The sequence below is a fragment of the Pseudomonas sp. NFX15 genome (assembly GCF_049132105.1).
GTDB lineage: Bacteria > Pseudomonadota > Gammaproteobacteria > Pseudomonadales > Pseudomonadaceae > Aquipseudomonas.
On the sequence record NZ_JAFMPV010000010.1, the window covers coordinates 176,086 to 190,558 of the forward strand.

Genomic DNA, 14,473 nt, shown 5'->3' on the forward strand with positions numbered 1-14,473 from the left:
AAGAGTCTCAAACATGGCATCAGGCGTACAAACCCGTACAATGCCTGGCTGTCAGGTTGCTTGTAACAAAATAAGCAGTGCAATCCGTGTTTATAAAAACCGGGGCGCAGTGTTAAAAGTAGTCCCGGATACGCTTGTTAACTTTTTTACCTGCCTGGATTGGGCAGTTTTTTATAGTCAATCAACAGATGGACGCGCCTTGGGCGCAGGAAAAGAAGCGTTTTGAAGAAATCCACCGCAGCACCTAAACCAGCCGTCGTACCACTCTGGCGCCAGCATTTGCACTACCGACTCAAGGAAGGTGCGCTGATCGCCATCGGTGCGTTGTGCCTGTTCCTGATGATGGCCTTGCTGACGTACGGCAAGGATGATCCGGGCTGGAGCCACAACAGCAAGATCGATGACGTGCAGAACTTCGGCGGGCCTGCGGGTTCCTACAGCGCCGATATCCTGTTCATGGTGCTCGGTTACTTCGCTTACATCTTCCCGTTGCTGCTGGCGATCAAGGCGTACCAGATCTTCCGCCAGCGCCACGAGCCTTGGCAGTGGAGCGGCTGGCTGTTCTCCTGGCGCCTGATCGGCCTGGTGTTCCTGGTGTTGTCGGGTGCAGCACTGGCGCATATTCATTTCCATGCCGCGACCGGTTTGCCGGCCGGCGCGGGCGGTGCCCTGGGTGAAAGCCTGGGCGACCTGGCCAAGAACGCACTGAACATCCAGGGCAGTACGCTGCTGTTCATTGCCCTGTTCCTGTTCGGCTTGACGGTGTTCACCGACCTGTCGTGGTTCAAGGTGATGGACGTCACCGGCAAGATCACGCTCGACCTGTTCGAACTGTTCCAGGGCGCCGCCAATCGCTGGTGGGCGGCCCGTACCGAGCGCAAGCAACTCGTCGCGCAATTGCGTGAGGTTGATGACCGGATGGATGAAGTGGTGGCGCCGACCGTTACCGACAAGCGTGAACAGGCCAAGGTCAAGGAACGGCTGATCGAGCGTGAGCAGGCCCTGAGCAAGCACATGTCCGAACGCGAGAAACAGGTGCCGCCTGTCATTGCACCAGCGCCAGTCAAACCTGCCGCGCCGAGCAAACGTGTCGAGAAAGAAAAACAGGCGCCGCTGTTCGTCGACAGCGCCGTGGAAGGCACCTTGCCACCGATCTCGATTCTCGATCCGGCAGAAAAGAAACAACTCAATTATTCGCCTGAATCCCTGGCTGCGGTTGGCCACTTGCTGGAAATCAAGCTCAAGGAATTCGGCGTCGAAGTCACCGTGGACTCGATCCATCCTGGCCCGGTGATTACCCGTTACGAAATCCAGCCGGCGGCTGGCGTCAAGGTCAGCCGTATCGCCAACCTGGCCAAGGACCTGGCCCGTTCCCTGGCCGTGACCAGCGTGCGTGTGGTGGAGGTGATTCCGGGCAAGACCACGGTCGGTATCGAGATCCCGAACGAAGACCGCCAGATCGTGCGTTTCTCCGAGGTCCTGTCGACCCCCGAGTACGACAACTTCAAGTCGCCGGTCACCCTGGCCCTGGGCCACGACATCGGTGGCAAGCCGGTCATCACGGACCTGGCGAAGATGCCGCACCTGCTGGTGGCCGGTACCACCGGTTCCGGTAAGTCGGTGGGTGTGAACGCGATGATCCTGTCGATCCTTTTCAAGTCCGGCCCGGAAGACGCCAAGCTGATCATGATCGACCCGAAAATGCTTGAACTGTCGATCTACGAAGGCATCCCGCACCTGCTGTGCCCGGTGGTCACCGACATGAAGGACGCCGCCAACGCCTTGCGCTGGAGCGTTGCCGAGATGGAACGCCGCTACAAGCTGATGGCCAAGATGGGCGTGCGTAACTTGTCGGGCTTCAACGCCAAGGTCAAGGAAGCCCAGGATGCGGGCGAGCCGTTGAGCGATCCGCTGTACAAGCGCGAAAGCATCCACGACGAAGCGCCGCTGCTGCAAAAGCTGCCAACCATCGTCGTAGTCGTCGATGAGTTCGCCGACATGATGATGATTGTTGGCAAGAAGGTTGAAGAACTGATTGCCCGTATCGCGCAAAAGGCCCGTGCCGCCGGCATCCACTTGATCCTGGCGACCCAGCGACCGTCGGTGGACGTGATCACCGGTCTGATCAAGGCCAACATCCCGACCCGGATGGCGTTCCAGGTGTCGAGCAAGATCGACTCACGGACCATCATCGACCAGGGCGGTGCCGAACAACTGCTGGGGCACGGTGACATGCTCTACATGCCGCCAGGCACCAGCCTGCCGATCCGTGTTCACGGTGCTTTCGTGTCCGACGATGAGGTTCACCGCGTGGTGGAAGCCTGGAAGTTGCGCGGTGCGCCGGAATACAACGACGACATCCTCAACGGTGTCGAAGAGGCAGGCAGCGGCTTCGAAGGCAGCAGCGGTGGTGGCGACGGTGACGATCCGGAAACTGATGCGTTGTACGACGAAGCCGTGCAGTTCGTGCTGGAAAGCCGTCGTGCCTCCATCTCCGCGGTTCAGCGCAAGCTGAAGATCGGCTACAACCGCGCTGCGCGCATGATCGAAGCCATGGAAATGGCCGGGGTCGTGACCTCCATGAACACCAACGGTTCGCGTGAAGTCCTGGCCCCTGGCCCGGTGCGCGACTGACCCGATATGAAAGGGACGGCGCCCTTTGGCGCCGCCCGCACTCCCACGAATGTTATGAGGACTCCCATGCGTCTGATCCGCATGCTGTTGCTGCCGGTACTGGCTTTGACCACGCTCCAGGCTCACGCCGATGACAAGGACGTGGCGCGTCTGACCCAATTGCTGGAAAAATCCCAGACCCTGACCGCACGCTTCTCGCAACTGACCCTCGATGGCAGCGGCACCCAGTTGCAGGAAACCGCCGGCGACATGTCCCTGCAGCGTCCGGGCCTGTTCTACTGGCACACCGATGCGCCGGCCGAGCAGACCATGGTCTCCGACGGCAAGAAGGTCACCCTGTGGGACCCGGACCTGGAACAGGCGACCATCAAGAATCTCGACCAGCGCCTGACCCAGACGCCGGCGTTGCTGCTGTCCGGTGACGTGTCGAAGATCAGCCAGAGTTTCGACATCAGCGCCAAGGAAGCCGGTGGCGTGATCGATTTCACCCTCAAGCCGAAAACCAAGGACACGCTGTTCGACAGCCTGCGCCTGTCGTTCCGCAATGGCCTGGTCAATGATATGCAACTGATCGACAGCGTCGGCCAGCGCACCAACATCCTGTTCACCGGGGTGAAGGCCAACGAGCCGATCCCGGCGTCCAAGTTCAAGTTCGAGATCCCTAAAGGGGCGGACGTGATCCAGGAATAACACGCAAGACCCTTGTAGGAGCCGGCTTGCTGGCGATGGCGGTTTGTCATTCAACATTAATGTCGACTGACCCACCTTCGCCAGCAAGCCGGCTCCTACAGCGGGATGCGGTGTTCATAGCGAGGTTTTAAAAGTACGTGATGGACCTGTTTCGCAGCACCCCCATCGCCCAGCCCCTGGCTGCCCGCCTGCGTGCGGCCAACCTGGACGAGTACGTCGGCCAGGAACACGTGCTCGCGCGCGGCAAGCCCTTGCGCGAAGCGCTGGAGCAGGGTGCCCTGCATTCGATGATTTTCTGGGGGCCGCCGGGCGTGGGCAAGACCACCCTGGCGCGCTTGCTCGCCGAAGTCTCGGATGCACACTTCGAAACGGTCTCGGCGGTACTGGCCGGGGTCAAGGAAATCCGCCAGTCGGTGGAAATCGCCAAGCAACAGGCCGCGCAGTACGGCCGCCGCACCATCCTGTTCGTCGATGAAGTGCACCGCTTCAACAAGTCACAGCAGGATGCGTTCCTGCCCTATGTCGAAGATGGCACGCTGATTTTCATTGGCGCGACCACGGAAAACCCCTCGTTCGAACTCAATAACGCTTTGCTCTCCCGGGCGCGGGTGTATGTGCTCAAGAGCCTGGATGAAACTGCGCTGCGCAAGTTGGTGCACCGTGCCCTGACCGAAGAGCGGGGCCTGGGCAAGCGCAACCTGAGCCTCAGCGATGAAGGCTTCCAGATGCTGCTGTCGGCCGCCGATGGCGATGGCCGACGCTTGCTCAACTTGCTGGAAAACGCCTCGGACCTCGCCGAAGACAACAGCGAAATCGGCACCGAGTTGCTGCAAAGCCTGCTCGGTGACACCCGTCGGCGCTTCGACAAGGGTGGCGAAGCGTTCTACGACCAGATTTCCGCGTTGCACAAATCGGTGCGCGGCTCCAACCCTGACGGCGCGTTGTACTGGTTTGCGCGGATGATCGACGGCGGCTGCGACCCGCTGTACCTGGCCCGGCGCGTGGTGCGCATGGCCAGCGAAGACATTGGCAACGCCGACCCTCGCGCCCTGAGCCTGTGCCTGGCGGCGTGGGAAGTGCAGGAACGCCTCGGCAGCCCCGAAGGCGAATTGGCAGTGGCCCAGGCCATTACCTATCTGGCCTGCGCGCCAAAAAGCAACGCGGTGTACATGGGCTTCAAGACCGCCTTGCGCGCCGCCGCCGAGCACGGTTCGCTGGAAGTGCCACTGCACCTGCGCAACGCGCCAACCAAGTTGATGAAGCAACTGGGTTATGGCGACGAATACCGCTATGCCCACGATGAGCCGGATGCCTACGCCGCTGGCGAAGATTACTTCCCGGAAGAACTCGACCCGATTGCGTTCTACCAGCCCGTGCCCCGCGGCCTGGAGTTGAAGATCGGCGAAAAACTCAATCACCTGGCAAAACTCGACCGTCTAAGTCCCCGGCAGCGGAGAAAATAGTGCTTCCACTGATCGTTGCGGTTTGCGTCGGCGGTGTGGCCGGCACGTTGTTGCGCTTTGCCACGGGCAACTGGATCAACGCGAATTGGCCGCGGCACTTCTATACCGCGACGCTGGCCGTTAATATCGTCGGCTGTTTGCTGATCGGCGTTTTATACGGTCTTTTTTTGCTACGCCCGGAGGTGCCCATCGAGGTGCGCGCCGGGTTGATGGTTGGCTTCCTTGGGGGGCTGACGACTTTTTCATCCTTTTCACTGGATACGGTGCGCCTGCTCGAAAGCGGGCAAGTGCCGCTGGCCCTGGGCTATGCTGCCATCAGCGTATTCGGCGGGCTGCTCGCTACCTGGGCTGGCCTGTCCTTGACCAAACTTTGATAACGAGAGACCGACATGCTCGATTCCAAACTGTTACGTAGCAACCTTCAGGACGTAGCGGACCGCCTGGCATCCCGTGGCTTTGTGCTGGATGTCGCGCGCATCGAAGCGCTGGAAGAACAGCGCAAGACCGTCCAGACCCGCACCGAAGCACTGCAGGCTGAACGTAACGCGCGCTCCAAGTCTATCGGCCAGGCCAAGCAGCGCGGCGAAGACATCGCGCCGCTGATGGCCGACGTCGAACGCATGGCGGGCGAATTGAGTGCCGGTAAAGTCGAGCTGGACGCGATCCAGACCGAACTGGATTCGATCGTACTGGGTATTCCGAACCTGCCGCACGAATCGGTGCCGGTCGGCGCAGACGAAGACGCTAACGTCGAAGTGCGTCGCTGGGGCGCCCCGACGGCCTTTGACTTCCCGGTCCAAGACCACGTCGCCTTGGGCGAGAAGTTCGGCTGGCTGGATTTCGAAACCGCCGCCAAGCTGTCCGGCGCCCGTTTCGCCTTGCTGCGCGGCCCGATCGCCCGCCTGCACCGCGCCCTGGCGCAGTTCATGATCAACCTGCACGTCACCGAGCACGGCTACGAAGAGGCGTACACACCTTATCTGGTCCAGGCCCCGGCGTTGCAAGGCACCGGTCAACTGCCGAAGTTCGAAGAAGACCTGTTCAAGATCGCTCGTGAAGGCGAAGCCGATCTGTACCTGATCCCGACCGCCGAAGTGTCGCTGACCAACATCGTCGCCGGCGAAATCGTCGACTCGAAACTGCTGCCGATCAAGTTTGTCGCCCACACGCCGTGCTTTCGCAGTGAAGCCGGTGCATCGGGTCGCGACACCCGCGGCATGATCCGCCAGCACCAGTTCGACAAGGTTGAAATGGTGCAGATCGTCGAGCCGTCGCAGTCGATGGAAGCGCTGGAAGGCCTGACCGCCAACGCCGAGAAAGTCCTGCAACTGCTGGAATTGCCATACCGCACCCTGGCGCTGTGCACCGGCGACATGGGCTTCAGCGCGGTCAAGACCTACGACCTGGAAGTGTGGATTCCGAGCCAGGACAAGTACCGCGAAATCTCGTCGTGCTCCAACTGCGGCGATTTCCAGGCCCGTCGCATGCAAGCGCGTTTCCGCAACCCGGAAACCGGCAAGCCTGAACTGGTACACACCCTGAACGGTTCCGGCCTGGCTGTTGGCCGTACGCTGGTGGCGGTGCTGGAGAACTACCAGCAGGCTGACGGTTCGATCCGTGTGCCTGAAGTCCTCAAGCCATACATGGGTGGCCTCGAGGTCATCGGCTAAATGAATTATCTGCCGCTCTTTCACAACCTTCGCGGCAGTCGTGTGTTGGTCGTCGGTGGGGGGGAGATTGCCTTGCGCAAATCCCGCCTGCTGACTGATGCCGGTGCGCTGCTGCGGGTGGTCGCACCTGAAATCGAAACACAATTGCGCGAACTGGTTGCCGGCAGCGGCGGCGAGTGCCTGTTGCGTGGCTACGCCGAGGCGGACCTGGACGGTTGCGGGCTGATTATTGCCGCCACCGACGACGAAGCGCTGAACGCGCAGGTTTCTGCCGATGCTCATCGGCGTTGCGTACCGGTCAATGTGGTGGATGCGCCAGCCCTGTGCAGCGTGATTTTCCCGGCCATCGTCGACCGTTCCCCGTTGATCATTGCGGTGTCCAGCGGCGGCGATGCGCCGGTGCTGGCGCGATTGATCCGCGCCAAGATTGAAACCTGGATTCCTTCCACCTACGGCCAACTGGCCGGTTTGGCCGCGCGTTTCCGTCATCAGGTGAAGAAGCTGTTCCCTGATGTGCAGCAGCGTCGCGCCTTCTGGGAAGATGTTTTCCAGGGGGCTATCGCCGACCGGCAACTGGCCGGGCAGGGCGGTGAAGCCGAGCGTTTGCTGCAAGCGAAGATCGATGGCCAAGCGCCGGTAGCCACCGGCGAGGTCTATTTGGTGGGCGCCGGTCCGGGTGATCCCGACCTGCTGACGTTCAAGGCATTGCGCCTGATGCAACAAGCCGACGTGGTGCTGTATGACCGCTTGGTGGCGCCGGCGATTCTCGAACTGTGCCGTCGCGATGCCGAGCGGGTTTACGTCGGCAAGCGCCGCGCCGATCACGCCGTTCCGCAGGATCAGATCAACCAGCAATTGGTCGATCTGGCCAGGCAGGGCAAACGTGTCGTGCGCTTGAAGGGCGGCGATCCGTTCATCTTCGGGCGTGGTGGTGAAGAGATCGAAGAACTGGCGGCCCATGGCATCCCGTTCCAGGTGGTGCCGGGCATCACGGCGGCCAGCGGTTGCGCGGCCTATGCCGGGATCCCGCTGACTCATCGCGACTACGCGCAATCAGTGCGTTTTGTTACCGGTCACTTGAAGGACGGTTCCACCGATTTGCCGTGGGCCGATCTGGTGGCGCCGGCACAAACCCTGGTGTTCTACATGGGGCTGGTGGGTTTGCCGATCATCTGCGAGCAGTTGATCCAGCATGGTCGCAGCAAAGATACCCCGGCAGCGTTGATCCAGCAGGGCACCACGGTCAATCAGCGTGTGTTTACCGGCACCCTGGCGGACCTGCCACGGCTGGTGGCGGAGCATGAAGTGCATGCGCCGACACTGGTGATCGTTGGTGAAGTGGTGCAACTGCGCGAGAAACTGGCGTGGTTTGAAGGGGCTCAGGCGCAGGTCTGATTTGTGGCGAGGGGGCTTGCCCCCGTTGGGGTGCGCAGCGCCCCTAAAAACTGTAATCGCGATTAACAGGTTTTACGACTACTTCGCAGCCGAACGGGGGCAAGCCCCCTCGCCACAATTGATCTTTGCTACTTTCAAACTTCAGATCAAATCAGGCCTTGCGCCAAACCCCTTTACCGCTCAACCGCTCCCGGTCATGGGGGGCGGTGAAGTCTTGCGCCGGGCCTTTGGGCACTACACCCGTCGGGTTGATGGTGCGGTGACTGGCGTAGTAGTGATGCTTGATGTGGGTGAAATCCACCGTCTCGGCAACGCCTGGCCACTGATAGATTTCCCGCAACCAGTTCGACAGGTTCGGGTAGTCCGCAATCCGCCGCAGGTTGCACTTGAAGTGCCCGTAATACACCGCATCGAAGCGAATCAGCGTGGTGAACAGGCGGATGTCCGCTTCGGTCAAGTACTCGCCGGCCAGATAACGGTTGGCGCCCAGCAGCAATTCCAGTCGGTCCAGTTCGGTAAACACATCGTCGAAGGCTTCCTCATACGCCTGTTGCGAGGTGGCAAACCCGGCGCGGTACACGCCGTTGTTCACGGCCGGATAAATCCGCTCGTTCAGCGCATCGATTTCACTGCGCAACGGCGCCGGGTAGAAGTCCAGGTCGTTGCCGGTCAGGTCGTCGAAGGCACCGTTGAACATGCGGATGATTTCCGATGATTCGTTGTTGACGATGCGTTTCTGCTGTTTGTCCCACAGCACTGGCACGGTGACACGGCCGGTGTAGTCGGCGGTGTCGGCGGTATAGCGCTGGTGCATGAAGTCGAAGTGATCGAGCTTGTCGCCCGTCGAGCCGAGGGTCTGGTCGAAGGTCCAGCCGTTTTCCAGCATCAACCAGCTGACCACTGACACGTCGATCAGGTTTTCAAGGCCTTTGAGTTTGCGCAGGATCAGCGTGCGATGGGCCCACGGACAGGCCAGCGATACGTAGAGGTGATAACGCCCAGGCTCAGCGGCAAAGCCACCGACGCCGGTCGGTCCCGGCTTGCCGTCAGCGGTTAGCCAGTTACGGCGTTGCGCCTGTTCACGCTGGAACGCGCCGTCCTTGCTGCTTTCGTACCATTTGTCCTGCCAGCGGCCATCAACTAATAAACCCATGTTCAAGACTCCAGAAGCGAATAATCATTGGAGTCGAGTCTATTCCGATGAGTTCGAACAAAAAGCGCAAAGATCGGGCGCGAATGATCGGTTAAATCGATTTATCCCGTGCCGCCCAGTATTGCTCAGCGGTTTCGAAAGCCTGCGCGCGGGTTTGCCCTAGGCCGCGCAGCGCCAGGGCCATGGTCGAAATCAGGGCCATTTGCGGGTAGCTGTCGACCACCTCGCCACGCCATACCGCCTTCAAATGTTCAGGCTCAAGCGAGGCCGGTTTGACGTGGCGCTGCGCCGACAATTGCGGCCACTCTTCGTCCCAGCTCTCGCCGCCGGTGGTGCCATACAGGTGGCTGTCGGCATCCGGGTTGATCTCGATCTCGCCGCCATCACCCTTGATCACGATGGCGGTATCGCCGAGCAAACCGCTGGCGTCGCGATGCACAGCCTGATACCCAGGATGGAAAATACTCTGCAAGCCACACCGCGCGCCCAGCGGATTGAGAATCCGCGTCAGCGAGTGGATCGGCGAGCGTAGGCCCAGGGTGTTGCGCAGGTCGATCATCCGTTGCAACTGTGGTGCCCAGTCCACCAGCGGCATGAAGGCCAGGCCGCCATTGTCCAGCGCCGTTCCGACCTGCTGCCAATTACGGCACAGCGCAATGTTCAAGTCGCCCAGCAGTTGTTCGGTGTACAGGCGACCGGCTGTGTGGGCACCGCCGCCGTGCATGAAAATCCGCACGCCGTTTTGCGCCAGGCACTTGGCCGCCAGCAAATACCACGGCAAGTGCCGCTTCTTGCCGGCGTAGGTTGGCCAGTCCAGATCCACCGCCAGCGACGGCGGGCTCAGGCGCTCACGCAACGCTTCGGTGAACCCGGCCATTTCCTCGGCGCTTTCTTCCTTGTGCCGCAACAGCATCAGGAAGGCGCCGAGCTGGGTTTGCTCGACCTTTTCGTCGAGCACCATGCCCATCGCTTCGCGGGCCTCGACCCGCGTGAAGTCACGGGCGCCGCGCTTGCCTTTGCCAAGGATCCGCACGAATTGAGCGAACGGGTGCTCGGTGGGCGTTTCGAGGGTCAGTGCTGGGTAGTCGGTCATAAGCAATTCGTCGGTTTGGGCAGGCCCGCCAGTTTCGCGGCGAGTTTGGCGGGGGTGCCTTTGAACAGTCGGTTCAGGTGCAGGCTATTGCCTTTTTCCGGGCCGAGTTTCAATGCGGTGTACTTGATCAGCGGGCGGGTGGCCGGTGACAGCTGGAATTCGGCGTAGAAACTGCGCAGCAGTTCGAGGACTTCCCAATGATCGGGCGTCAACTCGATGTCCTCCGCCGTCGCCAGGGCACTGGCGACTTCGGCCGACCAATCACTGAGTTCGACCAGGAAACCGTCCTTGTCCAGTTCGATGGCGCGGGCGCCGACGGTCAATGCGTTCATAGCCAACTGTTGACCTTGTCGTAGTGAATCGACAGTTCGACGAAGGCTGGGTAATCGATGGCCGTGGCCCAGTCTGGAACGGCAATCGCACGAGCCTGGGCATCCTCAGCCAAGACAAACAGTTGCAGACCGCGTGTGCTGAGCGCCGTGAACGGCGCAGTGCCAGATTGCAGCGCATAGGCCGCGTCGCCCGTCAGCAGCAACCCATCGTTGGCGCCGATCACGCGCAGGCAACTGGTCAGGCGTTCGTCGCCGAACGGGGAATGAGACAACACATGCAAAGTCGACATCAGAGGGTGATCACCTGGTCGTAACGGTCAATGAGGGCGGTGATTTCGTCGGTGGCCAATACCCGGGCTTCTTCCAGCGACAGGCCGTTCGGGTCGAGGCCGCGCAGGGTGAGGCTGTCGGCGCAGGCGAACAGCGCTTCGACGCCGAACATCGGCAGGGCCTGAAGGTTAGCGCTCAGGTCTTTCTGTTGCAGGGCCTTGGCGTTCTGGCTGGCGGCGAGCTGGAACACGCCGTCATCGAGAAACAACAGGCCAATCGGCAGATCGAAGGCGCCGCCGGACAACACGATGTCCAGCGCTTCCCGGGCACCCGGGCCGGACCAGGGCGACTGGCGGCTGATGATCAACAAGGATTTGGCCATCTCACGCGCCTCCGAAACAGATCAGGCGGTCGGCATCCTGTGCCGCGTCATGCAACTGACCGAGACCGGACAATTCCCACGGCGCGCCGACGGCCACCGCCTCGCGCTGGTAGCGCTTGGCTTCTTCTTCATTCAGCACCCCGCGACGCAGGGCGGCGGCGATGCATACCACGCCGTCGAGTTGATGGTCGCTGACGAAGGACCGCCATTGCTTGGGCACGTCCAGTTCATCCTGGGGCGTGACCACGCTGGCAGACGCGTTGTAGACGCCGTCCTGGTAGAAAAACAGCCGGACAATCTCATGCCCGCCAGCCAGGGCCGCTTGGGCGAAGAGCAAGGCGCGGCGCGAGGAAGGCGCATGGGCGGCGGAAAATAAGGCGATGGCGAACTTCATGGGGCACTCGATCAGCGAAACTGCGGCCATGATAATGCTTTTAAAGGGATGTTGCCTGTGCGGGCCTCTTCGCGAGCAGGCTCGCTCCTACAGGGCATTTGCGTTGGGTACACAATCACAGTCCACCACCGGTCCCTTGTAGGCGCGAGCTTGCTCGCGATGGCGGACTGACAGAAAACGCTAATAGCTGCGTCTGCGTAAACCCTACGGCTTTATCCCATACAAATCGCAATACTCCAGCCACTCCATCCCGGCCATTTCCGCTACTTCCCGATGCACTTCAAGGCGTTGGGCTTCGTAGTCCTGTGGGGTGGCGGCCGTCAGTTGCAAGGTCAGTTCCCAGGCAAACAATCCTTGGCGTTCCGCCTCGGCTTCGAAGGCCTCATGCAAACGCTCCTCGCGGTATTGCGCCGGGGTTTCACCCTTGGCCTGTGCGAGCAACGGGTTGAGGTGGTCGAGGTCGTGGCGCAGCGCGGGGCGCTCGTCGAGAAATCGCTTGAGTGCCTGCTCGTGTTGCTGCTCGGTTGCCGCCATGGTCGTTCCTTCAATGGGATCTGATGCAGTAAAGCAGAACGATACGCCTTGCCACAGTGGTAAAGTCCGCTTTTTCCTGATGAGTGAATGCAATGCGAATTCTGATGGTGGCGCTGGCAGCGACCTTGCTGGCGGGCTGTGCCAGCTCGGCGATGAACGATGCCCGCACCAAGGCCCCGTACAAGACCCTCAACTCGGCAAAACCAGCCAAGGACGTTGCCGAATGCGTGCAGTTTTCCTGGCAGGACGAGGCGGTGTTCGATGTCGACGCGGCGGCGTATCTGGAGCGGAGTGAGAAGGGCGGCACGACCGTTTACACCCGCTCGGCAGAGTTCTTTGTGGACGTTACCACCGACGCATCGGGCACCGTGTTGAGCTACTACGCGCAGAAGGATGACTTCGTGGCCAAGCGCCGGTTGGCGGCGCTGGCGACTTGCCTCTGACCTGAAAGCTTGATGCGTTCCCCCTGTAGGCGCGAGCCTGCTCGCGATAGCGTCAGGTCAGTTGAAATCAATGTTGAATGACCGACCATCGCGAGCAAACTTGCTCCTACCGTTGTTTGGGTGTTGCTCAGTAATCCAGGCGCTTCTGGAAGAAGAAGTGCTTATGGCCCGGCGGGTAATCGGCAATGTGCCCGATCTCGCTGTAGCCACATTTCGTATAGAACCGCGGTGCCTGGAATTCAAAGGTGTCGAGCCACAGCCCGACGCAGCGCCGCTCCCGCGCCAGGTCCTCGGCCATCTGCATCAGTTTCGAACCCAGGCCTTGTCCGCGCGCTTGTTCCGGCACCACCAGCAAGTCGATGTACAGCCACTGGTAAAACAACCGGCCATGCAGGCCGCCGAGGATCTCGTCGTTGTCATCGCGCACCAGCAAGGCAATGTGTTCAGGCACGTTGCCTTCGGCTTTCGAGCGGTTGTAGTCGCGCAATGGCTTGAGGATCGCCAGGCGTTGTTCTTCTGTGGGGTTGGGTGACAGTTCGATACGCAGGTTCATGGCTATATCCCTATGGCAGTGAAGCCGCAGCCTATCCCGGTTGAGGCGATTGTTCCATCCCGCAAAACCTGTGGAACCGCCGCTAACGCGCGGGTGTCAGTGATTAAGACGCGTCATTCCAGAGCGCGACTGATGAGGACACGCCGTGAATATTTTCGAAGCCTTGCGCGAAAGCCATGAACGCCAACGAACCTATGCCAAGGCGCTGATTCATACCAGCGGCGATACGCCTGAGCGGGTCGAGGCGTACAAGCAACTCAAGGCTGAATTGCAGGCCCATGCCACGGCCGAAGAGCGGCACTTCTATATTCCGCTGATGGAGTTCGACAACGGCGTCGACCTCAGCCGGCATGCCATTTGCGAACATCACGAAATGGACGAAATGATGGAGGAACTGGACGGCACCGAGATGTCCAGCCCGGCTTGGCTGGCGACCGCGAAAAGGCTCTCGGAAAAGGTCCATCACCACCTCAAGGAAGAAGAGCAGAAGTTCTTCCAGATGGCCGGCAAGTTGCTCAACGACAAACAGAAAGAAACCCTCGCCGGGCAATACGAGAAGGAATTCAAGGCGCAGCTTGCTTGAGGGGACAGGTTTTCACTTAACATGTGCACCTTCTGAGCCAACAGGATGCGTTGCCATGTCCAACACCGCCGAGCGGGTCAACATCGTCGAGTCCCAGGTGTTGTCCCACGACTGGTATTTGCTGAAGAAAATCACCTTCGATTACCACCGCAACAACGGCGAGTGGCAACGCCAGACCCGCGAGGTCTATGACCGTGGCAATGGCGCGGCGATTTTGTTGTTCAACCGGGAAAAACGCACGGTGGTGCTGACCCGGCAGTTTCGCTTGCCGGTGTTCGTCAATGGCCATGACGGGCTGTTGATTGAGGTGGCGGCGGGGCTGCTGGAAGGGGTGGCGCCCGAAGACCGTATACGCGATGAGGCCGAAGAAGAGACCGGCTACCGCGTGCACCATGTGCAGAAGATTTTCGAGGCCTACATGAGCCCAGGTTCGGTGACGGAAAAGCTGCACTTTTTCATCGCCGAGTACGACGCGACTTCGAAAGTCAGCGATGGCGGTGGCCTGGAGTCCGAAACCGAAGAACTGGAAGTGCTGGAGTGGGGCTTCGATGAAGCGCTCGAAGCGTTTTACCGCGGCGAAATCTGCGACGCGAAGACCATCATGCTGTTGCAGTATGCGGCGATGAAAAACCTGATGGGCACGAACCTGTAGGAGCCGGCTTGCCGGCGAAGGCGGCCGTGAGTGCAGCGCTGCATTTGAGGGCCTCTTCGCTGGCAAGCCAGCTCCTATGTATGGACTCGCCCCCACTGTCTACCTGCTTTTGAAAAACCGCTGCCCCGTTGCATCTATGTATTAGGCCTATTCGTGGAAGCCGTCTTCGGCTTCTGGCCAAAATTGGAAAAGCTCGTGGTATGCCCATTACAGTCAGGCCTCGAAGGCCAGT

The 14,473-nt window shown here is 60.5% G+C and carries 18 protein-coding genes; 10 read left to right on the top strand and 8 right to left on the bottom strand.

Features of this window, described 5'->3' with window-relative positions; genetic code table 11:
• The first annotated feature begins 13 nt into the window (after nt 1-13).
• The 7 genes from J1D76_RS13705 to cysG all read left to right on the top strand — a co-directional run bounded on the left by J1D76_RS13705 (nt 14) and on the right by cysG (nt 7,852).
• Complete coding sequence (locus tag J1D76_RS13705) at nt 14-226, top strand: hypothetical protein (protein ID WP_421138812.1); 213 nt, start codon at nt 14-16, stop codon at nt 224-226.
• Complete coding sequence (locus tag J1D76_RS13710) at nt 223-2,634, top strand: DNA translocase FtsK (RefSeq protein ID WP_421138813.1); 2,412 nt, start codon at nt 223-225, stop codon at nt 2,632-2,634. Before J1D76_RS13705 ends, J1D76_RS13710 begins: the two co-directional genes overlap by 4 nt.
• Before the next feature lie 66 nt (nt 2,635-2,700).
• On the top strand, nt 2,701-3,324 hold the full coding sequence (lolA, locus tag J1D76_RS13715; protein ID WP_421138814.1) for an outer membrane lipoprotein chaperone LolA: 624 nt from the start codon (nt 2,701-2,703) through the stop codon (nt 3,322-3,324).
• Nucleotides 3,325-3,464: 140 nt separating this feature from the next.
• Complete coding sequence (locus J1D76_RS13720; protein ID WP_421138815.1) at nt 3,465-4,787, top strand: replication-associated recombination protein A; 1,323 nt, start codon at nt 3,465-3,467, stop codon at nt 4,785-4,787.
• Nucleotides 4,787-5,161: a fluoride efflux transporter CrcB gene (gene crcB / locus J1D76_RS13725; protein ID WP_421138816.1), complete on the top strand. Its 375-nt coding sequence runs from the start codon at nt 4,787-4,789 to the stop codon at nt 5,159-5,161. Before J1D76_RS13720 ends, crcB begins: the two co-directional genes overlap by 1 nt.
• Nucleotides 5,162-5,176: 15 nt before the next feature.
• A complete protein-coding gene (gene serS, locus J1D76_RS13730; RefSeq protein WP_421138817.1) occupies nt 5,177-6,457 on the top strand; it encodes a serine--tRNA ligase in 1,281 nt (426 codons plus the stop codon).
• Nucleotides 6,458-7,852, top strand: a complete 1,395-nt coding sequence (gene cysG / locus J1D76_RS13735; protein ID WP_421138818.1) for a siroheme synthase CysG — start codon at nt 6,458-6,460, stop codon at nt 7,850-7,852.
• 151 nt (nt 7,853-8,003) lie between these two features.
• Here the strand turns inward: cysG and J1D76_RS13740 are convergent, their stop codons facing one another.
• The 7 genes from J1D76_RS13740 to J1D76_RS13770 form a co-directional block, all read right to left on the bottom strand.
• A complete protein-coding gene (locus tag J1D76_RS13740; RefSeq protein WP_421138819.1) occupies nt 8,004-9,005 on the bottom strand; it encodes a glutathione S-transferase family protein in 1,002 nt (333 codons plus the stop codon).
• Between the two features lie 91 nt (nt 9,006-9,096).
• The gene (locus J1D76_RS13745) at nt 9,097-10,098 is read right to left on the bottom strand and encodes a glycosyl transferase family protein (protein WP_421138820.1); all 1,002 of its coding nucleotides are present in this window, start codon (nt 10,096-10,098) and stop codon (nt 9,097-9,099) included.
• Nucleotides 10,095-10,430, bottom strand: a complete 336-nt coding sequence (locus tag J1D76_RS13750) for a TusE/DsrC/DsvC family sulfur relay protein (protein WP_421138821.1) — start codon at nt 10,428-10,430, stop codon at nt 10,095-10,097. The genes J1D76_RS13745 and J1D76_RS13750 overlap by 4 nt, the downstream gene beginning before the upstream one ends.
• Nucleotides 10,427-10,720 carry a sulfurtransferase complex subunit TusB gene (gene tusB, locus J1D76_RS13755; RefSeq protein WP_421138822.1) on the bottom strand — a complete coding sequence of 98 codons (294 nt, stop codon included), beginning with the start codon at nt 10,718-10,720 and terminating at the stop codon, nt 10,427-10,429. The genes J1D76_RS13750 and tusB overlap by 4 nt, the downstream gene beginning before the upstream one ends.
• Nucleotides 10,720-11,082: a sulfurtransferase complex subunit TusC gene (gene tusC / locus J1D76_RS13760; RefSeq protein ID WP_421138823.1), complete on the bottom strand. Its 363-nt coding sequence runs from the start codon at nt 11,080-11,082 to the stop codon at nt 10,720-10,722. The genes tusB and tusC overlap by 1 nt, the downstream gene beginning before the upstream one ends.
• 1 nt (nt 11,083) lies before the next feature.
• Complete coding sequence (tusD, locus tag J1D76_RS13765; RefSeq protein WP_421138824.1) at nt 11,084-11,476, bottom strand: sulfurtransferase complex subunit TusD; 393 nt, start codon at nt 11,474-11,476, stop codon at nt 11,084-11,086.
• Between the two features lie 204 nt (nt 11,477-11,680).
• Nucleotides 11,681-12,010: a DUF6388 family protein gene (locus J1D76_RS13770; RefSeq protein WP_421138825.1), complete on the bottom strand. Its 330-nt coding sequence runs from the start codon at nt 12,008-12,010 to the stop codon at nt 11,681-11,683.
• A gap of 92 nt (nt 12,011-12,102) precedes the next feature.
• Here J1D76_RS13770 and J1D76_RS13775 point away from each other — a divergent pair, with 92 nt between their 5' ends.
• Nucleotides 12,103-12,453 (top strand): hypothetical protein, encoded by a 351-nt coding sequence (locus J1D76_RS13775; protein WP_421138826.1) that lies wholly within the window; start codon nt 12,103-12,105, stop codon nt 12,451-12,453.
• A 127-nt stretch (nt 12,454-12,580) separates the two neighbouring features.
• On the opposite strand, the gene J1D76_RS13780 is transcribed toward J1D76_RS13775, so the two are convergent.
• Complete coding sequence (locus J1D76_RS13780) at nt 12,581-13,006, bottom strand: GNAT family N-acetyltransferase (protein ID WP_421138827.1); 426 nt, start codon at nt 13,004-13,006, stop codon at nt 12,581-12,583.
• Between the two features lie 145 nt (nt 13,007-13,151).
• On the opposite strand from J1D76_RS13780, the gene J1D76_RS13785 reads away from it, so the two are divergent.
• Both J1D76_RS13785 and J1D76_RS13790 read left to right on the top strand, forming a co-directional pair.
• Nucleotides 13,152-13,589, top strand: coding sequence for a hemerythrin domain-containing protein (locus J1D76_RS13785; RefSeq protein ID WP_421138828.1), 438 nt, complete (start codon nt 13,152-13,154; stop codon nt 13,587-13,589).
• 55 nt (nt 13,590-13,644) lie between these two features.
• Entirely contained in the window at nt 13,645-14,241 is a 597-nt protein-coding gene (locus J1D76_RS13790) for an NUDIX domain-containing protein (RefSeq protein WP_421138829.1), read from the top strand.
• The last annotated feature ends 232 nt before the right edge of the window (nt 14,242-14,473 follow it).